The organism is Sphingomonas sp. (assembly GCF_048595155.1).
GTDB lineage: Bacteria > Pseudomonadota > Alphaproteobacteria > Sphingomonadales > Sphingomonadaceae > Sphingomonas_I.
Genome location: NZ_JBMDXN010000055.1, coordinates 1 through 15105 on the forward strand (window position 1 = coordinate 1; position 15105 = coordinate 15105).

The following is a 15105-nucleotide window of genomic DNA, read 5'->3' on the forward strand; positions in this document are numbered from 1 at the left end:
GCAGTTCGCTAACGGGCTACAGGCCGGTGACGTTGCGCGGCGTGACGGCTGTATCGTCTATGACGCCGCCCGCCGCCTTGGGCCCGGCGCGGCCGGCCGCGCCCGCAACATCGTCGAGCGACGCGGCCGCCAGCTTTGCAAGCGCGGCCACGTCGTCCAGCAATGCTACCAATCCACCCGCCATGCGATCCCCCTTACGAATTGGTCAGGCGCTAGCGCGGACACGGGCGCTGCGCATGTGAAAAGCGGCCTTGTGTCCGCAGACGCTCAGCTTTCCGGCGCGACCTCATCCGCGACCGTCGCTCCGCGGGCGCCGAGCGGCTTGGGGTGGCCGGTGGTCGTATCGGCTTCGACCTGACGCTCCGTCTCCGCATTGATCGATGCGCCGAGCAGGATGGCGTACGCCGACACGTAGAGCCACATCAGCAGCACGACCACGGCGCCGAGCGAACCATAGGTCGCGTTATAATTGCCGATCGTGGCGGCGTAGGCGCCGAAGCCAAGCGTCGCCAGCAACCACAAAAAGGTCGCCAGCACCGATCCGAGCGAGATCCAGCGCCATTGCGCATCGTGCCGATCAGGGGCGTAGCGATAGGCGGCACCGATCGCGACGCAGGCAAGCGCGGCGGCGATCAGCCAGGTGGCGGCGCCGATAGTGATCGTGGTCACATCCCCCAGCCGGTTCGCCCATTTGCCGAGCAAAGCGAGCACCGAGGCGGCGAGCAGCCCGACCACCGCGACCGCGATCGCCGCGAGGATCATGACGAAGGAGATGAAGGTCGTCTTGACCAAGGATCGGCGCTCGCGCTGTTCGTACACGACGTTCAACGCCATCATGATCGCGCCGCTGGCACGGGTCGCGCCGTAGATCGAAATCAGCAGGGCAACGAGCAGGCCCAGCCCCTTCTTGCCGGTGGAGGCGGTGACCAGGCTGACGATCTGGTCGAGGATCAGCTTGGCCGCGTCCTTGGGAACCAGGCGAATGATCGCCCGCATGTGATCGGCGATGGTCGAGGGATCGGCGATCAGCCCGTAGGTCATGATCAAGGCGGCCAGCAGCGGCACGAACGCCAGGAAGGCGTAAAAGGCCACGCCCGCCGCCATCAGGCTGATATTGTCGTCGCCAGTCTTGACCCACACCCGTCCCAGCACCTCGCGCCAGGCGCGGCGCGGGAAGGAGAGCGGGCTTGCCGCCTCCCGCCCATGGGGATCGTCCGCCGGCCCCGCCATCTGCGCGGTGCTCGCCATGTCCATAACTCCCTGTCTTGCCTGTCGAACGCACGAGTGGCCGTGCCGATGCGTGGCCGCTATGATTTGGCGGTGTCGGCCGAGAATGACTTCATCGCCTTGCTCAGACCGCTGGCGCGCGACCCCGCCGCGCGTGGGCTGATGGATGACGCCGCGGTCCTGACAATCGCCGGCACCGCACTGGTGATGACCCACGATATGCTGGTGGAAGGCGTGCATTTCCTTCCCGACGATCCGATCGCCGACGTCGCCTGGAAGCTGGTGGCGGTGAACCTGTCCGACCTCGCTGCCAAGGGTGCACGTCCGATCGGAGTGCTCCTCGGCTACGCTTTGGGCGCCCGTGATGACGATGCGGAATTTGCCGCGGGGCTGCAGGCGGCGCTGACAGCGTTCGACGTTGCCCTGCTCGGCGGCGATACGGTGCGCATGCCACCGGGGGCGCCGCGCGCCTTCGGGCTGACCGCCATTGGGGAGGCAGGCCCGGGCGGCGCCCCCTCGCGCGCCGGAGCGCAAGCCGGCGATCTGCTCTACGTTACCGGTCGGATCGGCGCCGCCGGGCTGGGGCTGGCAATGGCGCAGGGCCATCTTACGGGACCGCCCGAGTGGCTCGCAGCCTACCGCCGGCCGCAGCCGCGCTTGGCAGAGGGCCGCGCCCTCGCCCCGCTGGTCCATGCGATGGCCGACATGTCCGACGGCCTGTTGATCGACGGCATGCGGATGGCGGCGGCGAGTGGCCTGGCGCTGGAGATCGATCTCAACACAGTGCCGGTCGCCGGCGGCACGGATCGCACCGCGCGTCTCGCGGCCGGGACGGCCGGGGACGATTATGAACTGCTGTTCGCGGCGCCGCCGGGCCTCCGCCTGGCGCAAGCAGGCCTCGCTGCCATTACGCCGGTCGGGCGATTCTCAAACGGCGCGGGGCTGACGCTTCGCGATGGCGACGCCCTGGTGCCGCTGCCGGAACGGCTGGGCTATGAACATGGCGCTGGCTGAAAGAAAAGCCCGCCAGATCGGATAAATAGCAGCCCACCCAGCCGTCTTGCCGATGACACCAAGTGGTCCTAACCTCCCCCCAAACCCGGCCACACAATGATGTGGTGATAATATAGGGGAATTAGGACGATGCTGCTGATTGTCGAACTTGCCATCCTCTTTGGCGTTCTCGCCGTACTCTATGGAATCATTACCGCAATGCAGGTGTTGCGCGCGCCGGCGGGCAACCAGCGGATGCAGGATATCGCCGCCGCGATTCAGGAAGGCGCAGGCGCGTATCTGACCAAACAATATAGCACGATCGCCATTGTCGGCGTGGTGGTGGCACTTCTGGTCTATTGGTTCCTTGGGACCGTACCCGCGATCGGCTTTGCGATCGGCGCGATCCTGTCCGGCGTCACCGGCTTCATCGGCATGAACATTTCGGTACGGGCGAACGTCCGCACGGCCGAAGCGGCCCGCCACGGCCTGCAGGGTGGCCTGACCATGGCGTTCCGCTCCGGTGCGGTGACCGGAATGCTCGTTGCAGGTTTGGCGCTGCTGGCCATTGCCGGCTATTTCTTCGCGCTCGTTCATAGCGGGATGAACCCCACCAGCCGGCCGGTGATCAACGCGCTCGTCGCGCTCTCCTTCGGCGCATCGCTCATTTCCATCTTCGCGCGGCTGGGTGGCGGCATCTTTACCAAGGCGGCCGACGTCGGCGCCGACATGGTCGGCAAGAACGAGCTTGGCTTCGACGAGGATGACGACCGCAATCCCGGCGTGATCGCGGACAATGTCGGTGACAATGTCGGCGATTGCGCCGGCATGGCGGCGGACTTGTTCGAAACCTATGTCGTCACAATCGGCGCGACCATGGTTCTGATCGCGTTGCTTGTTGCCGGCACAGATGCCGCCCGGTTGATGGCGTTGCCACTGCTCGCCGGCGGTGTCTGCATCGTGACCTCCATCATCGGAACCTTCTTCGTGCGCCTCGGCAAAGGCTCGATCATGGGTGCGCTCTACAAGGGGTTTGTGGTGACCGCGCTGCTGTCGATCCCGGCCTTGTGGTGGGCGACGCACCTGATCTTTCCGGACATGAATGCGATCATCGGCGGCGCGGCGGAGGCGACCAGCGTCGACGTCGCGCCGGCGGTCGCCGCGCATACCGCCTTCACCGCGATGGACCTGTTCTGGTGCATGCTCGTCGGCCTCGGCGTGACCGGGCTGATCGTGTGGATCACCGAATATTATACCGGCACCAATTACCGCCCGGTTCAATCGATCGCCAAGGCATCGGATTCCGGCCACGGTACCAATGTTATCCAGGGCCTGGCGGTATCGATGGAATCCACCGCGCTGCCGACGCTGGTGATCGTCGTCGGGATCGTCGCAAGCTACCAGCTGGCGGGCTTGATCGGCATTGCTTTCGCGGCCACTGCCATGCTGGCGCTGGCGGGGATGGTGGTCGCGCTCGACGCCTATGGCCCGGTTACCGACAATGCCGGCGGCATCGCCGAGATGGCGGGACTTGAGGGCGAAGTGCGCGAGCGGACCGATGCGCTCGATGCGGTCGGCAACACGACCAAGGCGGTGACCAAAGGCTATGCGATCGGCTCGGCCGGCCTCGCTGCCCTGGTGCTGTTCGCCACCTATACCGAGGATCTGTCGCAATTCTTCGGCACGGTCGCGGTCAACTTCTCGCTCTCCAACCCCTATGTCGTCATCGGCCTGCTGCTGGGGGCGCTCTTACCCTATCTGTTCGGCGGCATGGCGATGACCGCGGTGGGGCGCACGGCGCAAGCCGTAGCGCAGGATATACGTGCGCAGTTCAAGGCCAATCCCGGCATCGCCGATCGCAGTGTGCGCCCCAATTATGCGCGTACGGTCGGCCTCGTCACCGCGGGCGCGATCCGTGAGATGATCGTGCCGTCGCTGCTGCCGGTGCTGGCGCCGGTGATCGTCTATTTCGCGGTCACGGCCGTGGCGGGTCAGGGCAACGGCTTCGCCGCGCTTGGCGCCCTGCTGATGGGCGTGATCATCTCCGGCCTGTTCGTCGCCATCTCCATGACGTCAGGCGGTGGCGCTTGGGACAATGCCAAGAAGGTGATCGAGGTAGGCGCTTATGGCGGCAAGGGCTCGCCCGCGCACCAGGCGGCCGTGACCGGCGACACCGTGGGCGATCCGTATAAGGACACCGCTGGTCCTGCCGTAAACCCGATGATCAAGATCACCAACATCGTCGCCCTGCTGCTGCTGGCGGCACTCGCCGGGCACGGCGGCTGATCGATCCGCAGGCGGGGTTCCATTCATCGCGCGCCCCGCTTGCGATCCGGCCATGTCTGCGGCACTTTCCCTGCGGGGGAATTGATATGCTGAAGGGGACGGCTGCCAAGGGCTATGTCCGATTCCTATGCTCGGCTGCGGCCATCACGATAGCGATCGCCCCGCATATAGCGCGTGCTGCTGACGCGCGGCCGCTTCCGCCGCCTGAGGCTTTCCTAAAGAAGCAGAGCTTTTCAGATCCCCTGATATCACCTGACGGCAAAACCCTGGTTGGCCGCTTCGACGGCGGGACGATGTTGTGCGTAATAGATACTGCCGATCTTCCCGGCGGCTGCCGCAAGTTGATCAAGGGTATCGGCACATCTCCGCTCAGCTGGCTAGGCGAAGATCGTCTGCTGACCAGCTGGCCGAGCATGGCGGTGATCGATTCGTGGATCATACGTGTACCGATTCCCATCACGATCGATCTGAAAACTGCGAAAATAGATACGCTGCTGCCGCCTAAAGCCCCCTATAAAGTCGCCGATGTGATCTGGAGGGCACCGGATGGCCGGGGCATGCTTCTCAGTGCGATCCGCAAATCGCAAAGCTTCCCGGAAGTAATCCGGCTGGACATGCCGTCCCGGACAATCACGCCCGTGCAGCCGAGCCAGCAGCCGGTACGGCGATGGTTTGCCGATGGTAACGGCATTGTCCGCGCAGGCGTAGGATCCGAGCGCGGTCGTGCCGTTGTGCTCTATCGCACCGCGGCGGTGGACCCTCTACGCCGCGCCGCCTCCCCTGCGAAGTCAGGCGAAGACGGCGAGGATATTATTGAGTCGATCCGCTTCAATGGCCCGGGCGGCGCCGGTCTTGCGACGAGCAACCGCCAGACCGGGCGATTTGCGGTTTACGAATATGATCCGGGCACGGGTACGTTGGGAAAGCCCGTGTTCGAGCATCCCAAGGTCGATATCGACCGACTGGTCTTGGAGACCGATAGTCGCACAGTGACGGGTATCGCCTACGAGGATGACCGGCCCCGTATCAAATGGCTTGATGCGGACCAGGCCAAACTCCAGTCGCAGATCGACCGAACATTCCCCAACACGGTCAACACCATGACGAGCCGCAGCCGGGACGGGAACCTGGTCGTAGTCCAAACCCGCGGGCCGGACAGTGCCGGCATGTCGTACCTGTTCGACCGCAAGGCACGAACCATGAAAGGTTTGCTTCCCGCGTTTGAGGATCGCGGCGCCCTGCCGCTCTCGCCCGTACGATCCTTCGTATATAACGCCCGTGACGGCCTTGAGATTCCGGGCTTTCTTACGCTGCCGTCCACGAAGTCCGCGCAAGCACTGCCACTGATCGTAATGCCGCACGGCGGACCCTTCGCGCGCGATCACTGGGATTATGATCCCTATGTCCAGTTCCTCGCCAGCCGCGGCTATGCCGTGCTTCAACCCCAATTCCGTGGCTCGACCGGATATGGCCGTGCTTTCGTCGAAAAAGGCTATGGCCAATGGGGCGCAGCGATGCAGAATGATCTGCTTGACGGCATCGCCGCCCTCGCACGCCAGAACATGATTGATCCCAAGCGCGTCTGCATAATGGGCATATCCTATGGCGGCTATGCGGCGGAGTGGGCGTCGGTCCGGGATAGCGCGCATTATCGGTGCGCCATTAGCCTTGCCGGGGTCAGCGATCTTCGGGCGCAGCTACGGTATGACCGATCGCAATTCTACGCGAAGCGCTATGCCGTCGCCTGGGAGAAAAAGGTGCAGGGGGAGGAAGGCCGCGATCTCGCCGCTTTCTCACCGCTCCAGCAGCAAGCGTCCATCACCATCCCAATCCTGATCGCGCACGGCGAGGCCGACGACAATGTCCCCGCCGTCCAGTCGCATCGACTGGTCAACGCGCTGAAGAAGCGGCAGGCGGTCGTCGAGAGCTATTTCTACAAGGGCGAAGGGCACGGCCTTGCCGACGAAAAGAATAATGCGGACTTCCTGTCCCACGTGGAGGCGTTCCTCGCCAAATATAATCCTGCGTGACCGTCACCGCTGCGCACTGGCCTCGTTGACGCGACCGTGTATCGTCGCGCGTCCATCGAGGGGAAGTAAGCGCGCATGACCGGTCATTTGCTCAGCTTGGTGGGCATCGTCCTTATATTGGCGGTGGCGTTCGCGCTGTCTTCCAACCGTCGCTGGATCCGCCCGCGCGTGGTCGGCGCGGCGTTCGCGCTGCAGGTCGGCATTGCCGTGCTGGTCCTCTACGTCCCCGCGGGCCAGCGCGTGATCGCAGCGATGGCGGAAGGCGTGGGCGCCCTGCTCGGCTATGCTGGGGAGGGCACGGCGTTCCTGTTTGGGCCGTTCGCCGCCTCGCCCCTCGGCCAGAACTTCGCCTTGCAGGCGCTGCCGGTGATCATCTTCTTCGCCAGCCTGGTGTCGATCCTCTACCATCTTGGCATCATGCAGCGGATCGTGCGCTGGCTGGGCGGGGCGATCGAGGCGGTGGTCGGCATCAGCAAGGTCGAGAGCCTGTGCGCCGCGGCCAACATCTTCGTCGGCCAATCGGAATCGCCGTTGGTGATCCGCCCCTATCTGGCGGCGTTGCGCCCGAGCCAATTGTTCCAGGTGATGACGAGCGGAATGGCTGGCGTGGCCGGCACCATCCTGGCCGCCTACGCCTCGATGGGAATCCGTATCGAATATCTGCTCGCCGCCAGCTTCATGTCAGCGCCGGGCGCGATCCTGATGGCCAAGATGATGATGCCGGACGATCCCCGCGAGCTGGCCTTGCCGATCAACGAAATGGTCGACACCAGCCGCGGCGATGAGGACGAGAAGCCCGCCAATGTCATCATGGCCGCCGCCCAGGGCGCACAGCTGGGCGTACGGCTGGCGGTGATGGTCGGCGCCATGGTGTTCGCCTTCGTCGGCCTGGTAGCATTGGCGAACGGGTTGCTGGCGGGGGCGGGCCACTGGTTCGGCATCGCCGATCTGACCTTCCAGCGCATCCTGGGCTATATCTTCGCGCCGGTCATGTATCTGATCAGCGTGCCGTGGGATCAGGCCGGGGCCGCGGGCGGCCTGTTCGGCGAGAAGATCGTGCTGAACGAGTTTGTCGCTTATATCCATCTCGGCAAGATCGGGGCCGGGCTGAGCGCGCACAGCCAGGCGGTCGTCACGTTCGCATTGTGCGGCTTCGCCAATTTCAGTTCGATCGCGATTCAGATGGCCGTTACCGGCGGGCTGGCCCCCAATCAGCGGCCGATGATCGCCAAGCTCGGATTGAAAGCGCTGCTCGCCGGCAGCCTGGCCAACCTGATGTCGGCGGCGCTGGCCGGGATCCTCATCGCCTGAACCAATGGGCGAAGCTGAACCAGGCGGTGATGGCGCCTGCAATAACGACGCAGAAGCCGACCACGCCCCAAAAGGCCCAGGGTTCATGTGCGCCCGGAATGCCCTCCACATTCATGCCCAACAAGCCGGTCAGGAAGGTCAGCGGCAGGAAGATCAGGGCGACGATCGACAATAACAAGGCGCGGTTTTCGATCTGCTCGGAGCGTAGATCGGTCAGCTGCTCGTGGATCAGCGCGGATCGCTCACGCACAGCCTCCAGCTCCTCCGCCATGCGGGCGAACCGATCCGCGGCTTCCCGCAGATGCAAGCGATCATCTTCCTCCAGCCAGGGCGCGTCCAGCTCGGCCAATCGGGACAGCGCTTCGCGCTGCGGCGCCACGAACCGGCGATAGACGATCGCATCCGAGCGGGCTTCGGCAATCTTGCGGCGCGTCTCGTAGGCATGTTCGGGCGCAAGCGCCAATTCGCAATCGTCGACCAGATCGCCCAGATCCGCGATCACCGGATCGACCCGTTTGGTGATAATCATCGCCAGGTGTGAGATCAGGTCGCCGGGATCCTTGATGCTTCCGGCGATCATCTGATCCCGCAGCACATCCAGGCCATCGATCGGGTGGAAGCTGACCGATATAGCGCGACCATGTTCCACCCAGGCCCGTATCGACACCAGTCGATCCTGCTGCTGATCGCCGGGCAACGATGGCCCGCGCAGGTTGATCAGGGCGCCATGCTCGATCGCCTCGCTGCGAGGACGGGTTTCGGTGGCGGTCAGCGCGTAGATCACCGTGGTTGGCATACCGCCATGATCGTTCAGCCAGCGCAGTGTTTCTTGCTCGCGTCCGTCCAGATGGATCCACACGAAGGACGGCGGCGGTGCGCGACGCGCACAGGCTTCGGCCGCATCGACCTCATGCCCCTTGCCGTCCGACTGCAGTTCCAGCGCCCAGCGATTCATTACGGCTCCCAGATCAGCTGAACCGTAACGCCCGGCAGCGGAGATGCAGGCGGATCACCGAGAATCCGTTCGGCATCGGCGCGGGCGCGATCCAGGATCGCGTTTGGCACATCGATGGTGTGAAAGACACGATCCGCCAGGCCCAGCAGCCGCGCATCCCTGAGGGTCAGCGTTTCGGGATCAGCGGACGTGAGACGAACCGAATAGGAACGATCCTCGCCAGGCGAGGCGCGCGTGATGGCAGCCGCGGGATCGGTATGATCGATCAGCGGATCGAGCGGACCACCGGCCGCAAGCAGCGCCCCAATCGCGCGGCGGCGCTGATCGACCGTCGGGAAACGCGCGCGCAGCGATGCGCGTGCGGCCTGCAGCGCCTGTGCCAGCCGTCCCAATCCTGGCGGGAGCAAGGCTTCGAGCCGCTGACGCAGCGCCGCGGCCAGACCGGCCGAGACACCGCCGGTGCCGATCGCGATCAAGACCGGCTCCCGATCGATGATCGCCGGCAGGGTGAAGTCGCACAGATCTGGTCGATCGACCGCGTTGACGAGGATGCCGCGCCCCTTGAGCCGGGCGACGACAGCCTCATCATCTGCCGCGACAATCGCCAGCGCGGCCTGCGCATCCTCTCCGACTGGAATGGCGCCGGCACGCTCCAGCAACCGTGCCTTCGCATCTGCCATCGGGCCGTCACCGATCAGGATGACCGGGCGGCCCTGCAGGCGCACGAAGATTGGAAGGCTGTGCGTGACGGCCTCGTCTTAGATCGTTCGCACGTAGGCGCGGATCGTGTCGGCGATATCGGCCCGTTCCAGGGCAAGCGCGATATTGGCGACGATGAAGCCGGCCTTCTCGCCGCAATCGTGGCGAACGCCATCGAACGTCTGGGCGTGGAACGGCTGCTTGCCGATCAGATCGGCCATGGCATCGGTCAACTGGATCTCACCGCCGGCGCCCTTCTTGCCCTCCGTCAGGATGTCGAGGACATCCGGCTGCAGGATGTAGCGGCCTACGGCCGCGAGCCGCGACGGGGCCGTGCCGGCCTTGGGCTTCTCGACCAGGCTCTTCACTTCGGTCACGGCGCCGTCGGATTCGCCCGGAGAGACGATGCCGTAGCGATCGGTATGCTCTTCCGGCACCTCGACCACGGCGATGACGTTGCCTCCCTTCGCCTCATAGGTTTCGCGCATCTGCGAGAGGCAGGGCCGATCCGGGTTCCACAGCAGTTCGTCGGGCAGCAGCACGGCGAAGGGCTCATCGCCGATCAGCTGGCGCGCGCACCATACGGCATGGCCAAGCCCCGCCATCTGCTGCTGGCGGACGAAGGCGGCCTGACCCGGATCCAGCCGGGTCGGACGCATCGCTTCCAATATGGCATGCTTGGCCTTGGCGTTGAGATCATGCTCGATCTCGAACGCGCTATCGAAATAATCCTCGATCGCATGTTTGCCGCGACCGGTGACGAAGATCATCTGCTCGATCCCCGCCGCGCGGGCCTCGTCGATCGCATATTGAATGAGCGGGCGATCGACGACGGGGAGCAATTCCTTCGGAACGGCCTTCGTTGCGGGAAGGAAACGCGTGCCGAAGCCCGCAACCGGAAACACTGCCTTGCGTACAGGCTTGATCGTCATGCTGTCCTCAGAGCCAGGGTGGAAGACGGTCGGCCGCTATCAGTGCTTCGATCGGCTGACGATCGCGAACGATCGCCCACCGATCTTCAGACACCATCGCTTCGGGCACAAGCCCTCGCGAATTATAGGTGTTGGCCATCGTCGCCCCATAGGCACCCGCGGTCATGAAGGCGACCAGATCGCCGGCAACAACCTGATCCATTTCGCGGGTACGTGCGAACGTGTCGCCCGTCTCGCAAATCGGCCCGACAATGTTGGCGCGGAAACGCTCGCCCTTCGGCGCGACCGGCTGGATGTCGTGCCAGGCATCATAGAGGCTGGGGCGCAGCAGATCGTTCATTCCGGCGTCAACGACCACGAACGGATCATTCTTGCCCTCTTTCACACGAATTACGCGCGTCAGCAGGACGCCGGCATTGCCGACAATCACGCGGCCGGGCTCGAAGATCAGGCGCACGTCCCAGCCGGCCGTCACCTCGCGCACCATCGCGCCATAAGCGGCTGGCGTCGGTGGCGCCGGTACCGCCGGGTTGTAGGGAACGCCCAGGCCGCCGCCGAGATCGGCGGTCCGGATGGTGTGACCCGCCGCCCGCAGGTCCGCGATCAGAGCGCCGACGCGGGTGAAGGCGGCGCGGCTCGGCGCGAGATCCGTCAACTGGCTGCCGATATGGACGGCGACGCCGATCGGATCGAGGCCGGGCAGCGTCGCCACGCGCGCATAAGCATCGAGCGCGCGATCATAAGCGATGCCGAATTTATCGTCGGCGCGGCCGGTCGAGATCTTGCTGTGTGTACCGGCGTCGACATCCGGGTTGACGCGGAAGGCGACCCGCGCCGTCAGCCCGCGGGCGCTGGCGACCTGCGACAATGTTTCCGCTTCCTCGAGCGATTCGAGGTTGAACTGGCCGATGCCTTCCTCCAGCCCCAGCGCCATCTCTTCCGCGGTTTTCCCGACGCCGGAGAAGACGATCTTTTCTGCCGGAACGCCAGCGGCCAGCGCGCGCCGCAACTCGCCGCCCGACACCACGTCCGCGCCCAGGCCGAGCCGCGCCAGCGTCGCGAGCACCGCCGCATTCGGATTGGATTTGACCGCGAAGGCGATCAGCGGATCGTCGACACCTTCCAGAGCCTCACGAAAGACGCGGGCGTGCCGCTCGATCGTGGCCGCGGAATAGACGTAGATCGGCGTACCGGCCTCCGCCGCGATCTGCGACAGCGGCACGTCTTCGGCGTGGAGCTCGCCATTCTTAAGGTCGAAATGGTTCATCTATTTGGGCGGCAGATCGAAAGGGTCCTCGGCGCGCGGCTGCGATTTGGTCAGCAGTTCGTCGCTGCGCATCGGCCGTTCGGAGGGGGGTTGTTTCAACAGGTCCGCGGGCGTTGGCGGCGTCGGCGCCGTTGCCGGCTTCGGCGGCAGGGAGGCTCCTTCGGGGGGATGCAGGGTCTGCTCGTTACCGCAGGCCGCCAGCATCAGGAGGCTGCCCAGCAAAAGGATCCGCTTCATGACGATGCCCTCGCCTCTGCAATACGGGCGCGCACCTGATCCGGCGCGGTGCCGCCATGGCTGGTCCGGCTCGCGACCGACGCATCGACGGTCAGCACGCCAAACACGCGCGCATCGATGCGCGGATCGATCGCCTGCAGCGCTTCCAGCGGCAGCGCCGCCAAGGCGATGCCTTCGCTTTCGGCCAGCTTCACCGCGCGGCCGGTAATATGATGCGCCTCGCGGAACGGGATATTGCCTTCGCGCACCAACCAGTCGGCAAAGTCGGTCGCGGTCGAAAAGCCGGCCTCGGCCGCCGCCCGCATCCGTTCCGGCACGAAACGCGTCGTCTCCACCATACCGGTCATCGCCGCTATCGATAGCGCCAGCAGATCGTGCGCCTCGAATACGGGCGGCTTATCGTCCTGCATGTCCTTGGAATAAGCGAGCGGCAGGCCCTTCATCGTCATCGTCAGCGCGACCATGCAGCCGGCGATCCGTCCGGAATGGCCGCGCACCAGCTCGGCCGCATCCGGATTGCGCTTCTGCGGCATGATCGACGAGCCGGTGGAATAAGCATCCGGAAGGCTGATGAAGCCGAACGGCTGGCTTGCCCAAATCACGAATTCTTCCGCCATGCGGGACAGATGCAGCGAACACTGCGTCGCCGCCATCAGGTAATCGAGCGCGAAATCGCGATCGGATACCGAATCGAGCGAATTGGCCGTGGGCCCATCGAAGCCGAGCGCAGACGCCGTCGCGTGGCGATCGATCGCGAAGCCGGTCCCGGCCAGCGCGGCGCTGCCGAGCGGCGATCGATTGAGCCGTGCCCGGGCATCGGCGAAGCGCGAGCGGTCACGCCCGATCATCGCATGCCACGCCATCAGATGATGACCGAGCGTCACCGGCTGCGCCACCTGCAGGTGGGTGAAACCAGGCATGATCGTGCCAGCATGTTCTTCGGCACGGGCCAGCAAGGCGGCCTGGAAGGCGGCCAGCCCCGCGCCGACCGCGTCGATCGCGTCGCGCACCCACAAGCGGAAGTCAGTCGCCACCTGATCGTTGCGTGAGCGCGCCGTGTGGAGGCGGCCAGCGGCAGGGCCGATCAGCTCCGCCAGCCGGCTTTCGACCGTCATGTGAATATCTTCGAGCGTCAGATCCTCGGGCGGCCCGTTCGTTTCATAATCCGACGCGATCTGCGCCAGCCCCTGGTCGATCGCCGCAACGTCGGCGGCATCGACGATCCCCTGCGCGCCCAGCATCGCGACATGCGCCCGACTGGCGGCGATATCCTGGCGCCACAGGCGCTTGTCGAATGGGATAGAGGCGTTGATTTCGCGCATGATGGCGCTAGGCCCATCGGCGAACCGTCCGCCCCACATAGTATTGGAGTCCGACATGCGGCGTAAAGCCCTCGCTTCCTTCACGCTGCTGGCCGCGCTCGGCGGCTGCCATAAGCAAGCCGCTCCCGCGCCGCAAGCACAGGAGATACCGGCCGCGCCAGCCGCTGCGCCGGCACATAGCGGCCCGGACCTGTCGCAAAAGGGAAAATCGATCCCCGACGTCGAGATCAAGAATGCTGAGGGGGCGCCGGCGAAGCTGTCCGACCTCAAGGGCAAGCCGCTGCTGGTCAATCTGTGGGCAACCTGGTGCGTGCCCTGCATCAAGGAATTGCCGACGCTGGATGCGCTCGCCGCCCGCGACGGCGCGAAGCTTCAGGTGGTGGTGGTCAATGAGGATCTGGAAGGCCCCCGCGTCGTCGGACCGTTCCTGCAGAAGCGCCCGCTGAAGACGCTGAAGCCGTGGATGGACACGAACAATGCGCTCATGATCCCGTTCAAGACGGCATCGCTGCCGACCACCATCCTGTTCGACGCGAACGGGAAGGAAGTGTGGCGCGTGTCGCGCGATATGGATTGGACCAGCAAGGAAGCGGCGGCACTGCTGGCCCAGGCGGGATAAACCCATCTACCGGCCGCTTCTTATCGCCATTGCGAGCGCAGCGAAGCAATCCAGGCCATAGGCTTTGAAGGGCTTGATTCACCCACCAGTGGATCAGGCTCTAGCCAACAATTTCAGCAAAAAGATCGAGCCAAAGCGGATTAACGGCTTCGCTGAGCGCCAGCTTCTTTTTGCGCGAGCCGCCCTTGCTATGCTTCTCGCGCAATACAGCCTGCTCCATGCTGCCATGCAGCTCGAACCAGACGAGTGACTTGCATCCGTGGCGTGCGGCGAAGCCTTCGGTGGTCCCCTCACGATGCTGCCAGACACGTCTCGGCAGGTCGGACGTCACGCCGACGTAGAGCGTGCCGTTGCGCCTGCTGGCCATGATATACACCGCAGGTGGCCGCTCGCGCATCGGCCTGGATTGCTTCGTCGCTGCGCTCCTCGCAATGACAATATTCGCTGCCTCAGGTTACCGGTCCGGCAGCTTGATCTCGAACAAAGTCGGCCAATTCTTGCCGGTGACGAACAGCCTGCCCGCCTTCTTGTCATAGGCAATGCCGTTGGGAACCGCCCCCTCATCGGCAACCTTCACACGGTTCCACAGGGCGGCAAGGTCGATCCAGCCCTTCACCTTGCCGGTCGCCGGGTCGATGCGCGCGATCAACGCCGTCTGCCAGACGTTGGCGAGGATTTCGCCGCGGACATATTCCAGTTCGTTCAGCTGCGAGACCGGCTGCCCGTCTGCCGTCACGGTCAGGCGGCGGACGACCTTCATCGTCCCCGGCTCAAGGAAGCGTAGGACAGGCGTGCCGTCCGACATGATGATCCGGCGATCGTCATGGGTCATGCCCCAACCCTCGCCGGTATAGCGCCATGTTCCGGCGGACTTCAGCTCTGGCAGCGTCCAGATGAACCCTTTGCCGCCATGCCAGACGAAGGAATAGAGCCGATCGTCCCAATCGACGATGCCTTCGCCGAACAGGCTCGTCGGGATGGCGATGCTGCGGATCGTCCGCCCGGTCGCAAGCTCCTTCTGCCGAATGAAACTGCGCCCTTCCCAGCCGGTGCTTTCGTAAAGCCAGCCGTCGCGGATCAGCAGCCCTTCGGTGAAGGCGCTCGTATCATGCGGATAGGTTCGCACCACCTGCGCCGGCGCAACCGGGAGGGCTGCCTGGACCGATGCCGGCAACAGCAGCAGGAGAAGAACCAGAATGCGTTGCATCGTCCGAGACCTACCAGCCG

14 protein-coding genes and 1 pseudogene are annotated in these 15105 nt (G+C 64.8%); 5 read left to right on the forward strand and 10 right to left on the reverse strand.

Annotated features, from left to right (window positions below):
* Positions 1 to 19 precede the first annotated feature (19 nt).
* Positions 20 to 184, reverse strand: a pseudogene (locus ACOJSI_RS08725) (DUF808 family protein); the annotation flags it as partial.
* An 83-nt stretch (positions 185 to 267) separates the two neighbouring features.
* Complete coding sequence (locus ACOJSI_RS08730) at positions 268 to 1248, reverse strand: YihY/virulence factor BrkB family protein (protein ID WP_420137885.1); 981 nt, start codon at positions 1246 to 1248, stop codon at positions 268 to 270.
* Between the two features lie 72 nt (positions 1249 to 1320).
* Between ACOJSI_RS08730 and thiL the strand changes: the two genes are divergently transcribed.
* The 4 genes from thiL (at position 1321) to ACOJSI_RS08750 (ending at position 7847) form a co-directional block, all read left to right on the forward strand.
* On the forward strand, positions 1321 to 2241 hold the full coding sequence (gene thiL, locus ACOJSI_RS08735; protein WP_420137992.1) for a thiamine-phosphate kinase: 921 nt from the start codon (positions 1321 to 1323) through the stop codon (positions 2239 to 2241).
* Between the two features lie 129 nt (positions 2242 to 2370).
* Complete coding sequence (locus tag ACOJSI_RS08740; RefSeq protein ID WP_420137886.1) at positions 2371 to 4506, forward strand: sodium-translocating pyrophosphatase; 2136 nt, start codon at positions 2371 to 2373, stop codon at positions 4504 to 4506.
* A 293-nt stretch (positions 4507 to 4799) separates the two neighbouring features.
* Positions 4800 to 6536 carry an alpha/beta hydrolase family protein gene (locus tag ACOJSI_RS08745; protein ID WP_420137887.1) on the forward strand — a complete coding sequence of 579 codons (1737 nt, stop codon included), beginning with the start codon at positions 4800 to 4802 and terminating at the stop codon, positions 6534 to 6536.
* Between the two features lie 75 nt (positions 6537 to 6611).
* The gene (locus ACOJSI_RS08750) at positions 6612 to 7847 is read left to right on the forward strand and encodes a NupC/NupG family nucleoside CNT transporter (protein WP_420137888.1); all 1236 of its coding nucleotides are present in this window, start codon (positions 6612 to 6614) and stop codon (positions 7845 to 7847) included.
* Here ACOJSI_RS08750 and ACOJSI_RS08755 read toward each other — a convergent pair.
* The 6 genes from ACOJSI_RS08755 to argH are packed head-to-tail and all read right to left on the reverse strand — an operon-like array spanning position 7837 to position 13298.
* Positions 7837 to 8802 (reverse strand): zinc transporter ZntB, encoded by a 966-nt coding sequence (locus ACOJSI_RS08755; protein WP_420137889.1) that lies wholly within the window; start codon positions 8800 to 8802, stop codon positions 7837 to 7839. The two genes, ACOJSI_RS08750 and ACOJSI_RS08755, sit on opposite strands and share 11 nt — an antisense overlap.
* Entirely contained in the window at positions 8802 to 9527 is a 726-nt protein-coding gene (locus tag ACOJSI_RS08760) for an NAD(P)-dependent oxidoreductase (protein WP_420137890.1), read from the reverse strand. The genes ACOJSI_RS08755 and ACOJSI_RS08760 overlap by 1 nt, the downstream gene beginning before the upstream one ends.
* A gap of 33 nt (positions 9528 to 9560) precedes the next feature.
* Positions 9561 to 10427, reverse strand: a complete 867-nt coding sequence (galU, locus tag ACOJSI_RS08765) for a UTP--glucose-1-phosphate uridylyltransferase GalU (RefSeq protein ID WP_420137993.1) — start codon at positions 10425 to 10427, stop codon at positions 9561 to 9563.
* A gap of 13 nt (positions 10428 to 10440) precedes the next feature.
* A complete protein-coding gene (lysA, locus tag ACOJSI_RS08770) occupies positions 10441 to 11700 on the reverse strand; it encodes a diaminopimelate decarboxylase (RefSeq protein ID WP_420137891.1) in 1260 nt (419 codons plus the stop codon).
* Complete coding sequence (locus ACOJSI_RS08775; protein WP_420137892.1) at positions 11701 to 11937, reverse strand: hypothetical protein; 237 nt, start codon at positions 11935 to 11937, stop codon at positions 11701 to 11703.
* The gene (gene argH, locus ACOJSI_RS08780) at positions 11934 to 13298 is read right to left on the reverse strand and encodes an argininosuccinate lyase (RefSeq protein WP_420137994.1); all 1365 of its coding nucleotides are present in this window, start codon (positions 13296 to 13298) and stop codon (positions 11934 to 11936) included. The genes ACOJSI_RS08775 and argH overlap by 4 nt, the downstream gene beginning before the upstream one ends.
* Before the next feature lie 16 nt (positions 13299 to 13314).
* Here argH and ACOJSI_RS08785 point away from each other — a divergent pair, with 16 nt between their 5' ends.
* A complete protein-coding gene (locus tag ACOJSI_RS08785) occupies positions 13315 to 13878 on the forward strand; it encodes a TlpA family protein disulfide reductase (protein WP_420137893.1) in 564 nt (187 codons plus the stop codon).
* Positions 13879 to 13978: 100 nt separating this feature from the next.
* Here ACOJSI_RS08785 and ACOJSI_RS08790 read toward each other — a convergent pair whose 3' ends face one another.
* Together ACOJSI_RS08790 and ACOJSI_RS08795 are read right to left on the reverse strand one after the other, a co-directional pair.
* Positions 13979 to 14275 (reverse strand): GIY-YIG nuclease family protein, encoded by a 297-nt coding sequence (locus ACOJSI_RS08790; RefSeq protein ID WP_420137894.1) that lies wholly within the window; start codon positions 14273 to 14275, stop codon positions 13979 to 13981.
* 57 nt (positions 14276 to 14332) lie between these two features.
* A complete protein-coding gene (locus ACOJSI_RS08795) occupies positions 14333 to 15085 on the reverse strand; it encodes a glutaminyl-peptide cyclotransferase (RefSeq protein ID WP_420137895.1) in 753 nt (250 codons plus the stop codon).
* Positions 15086 to 15105: the final 20 nt, after the last annotated feature.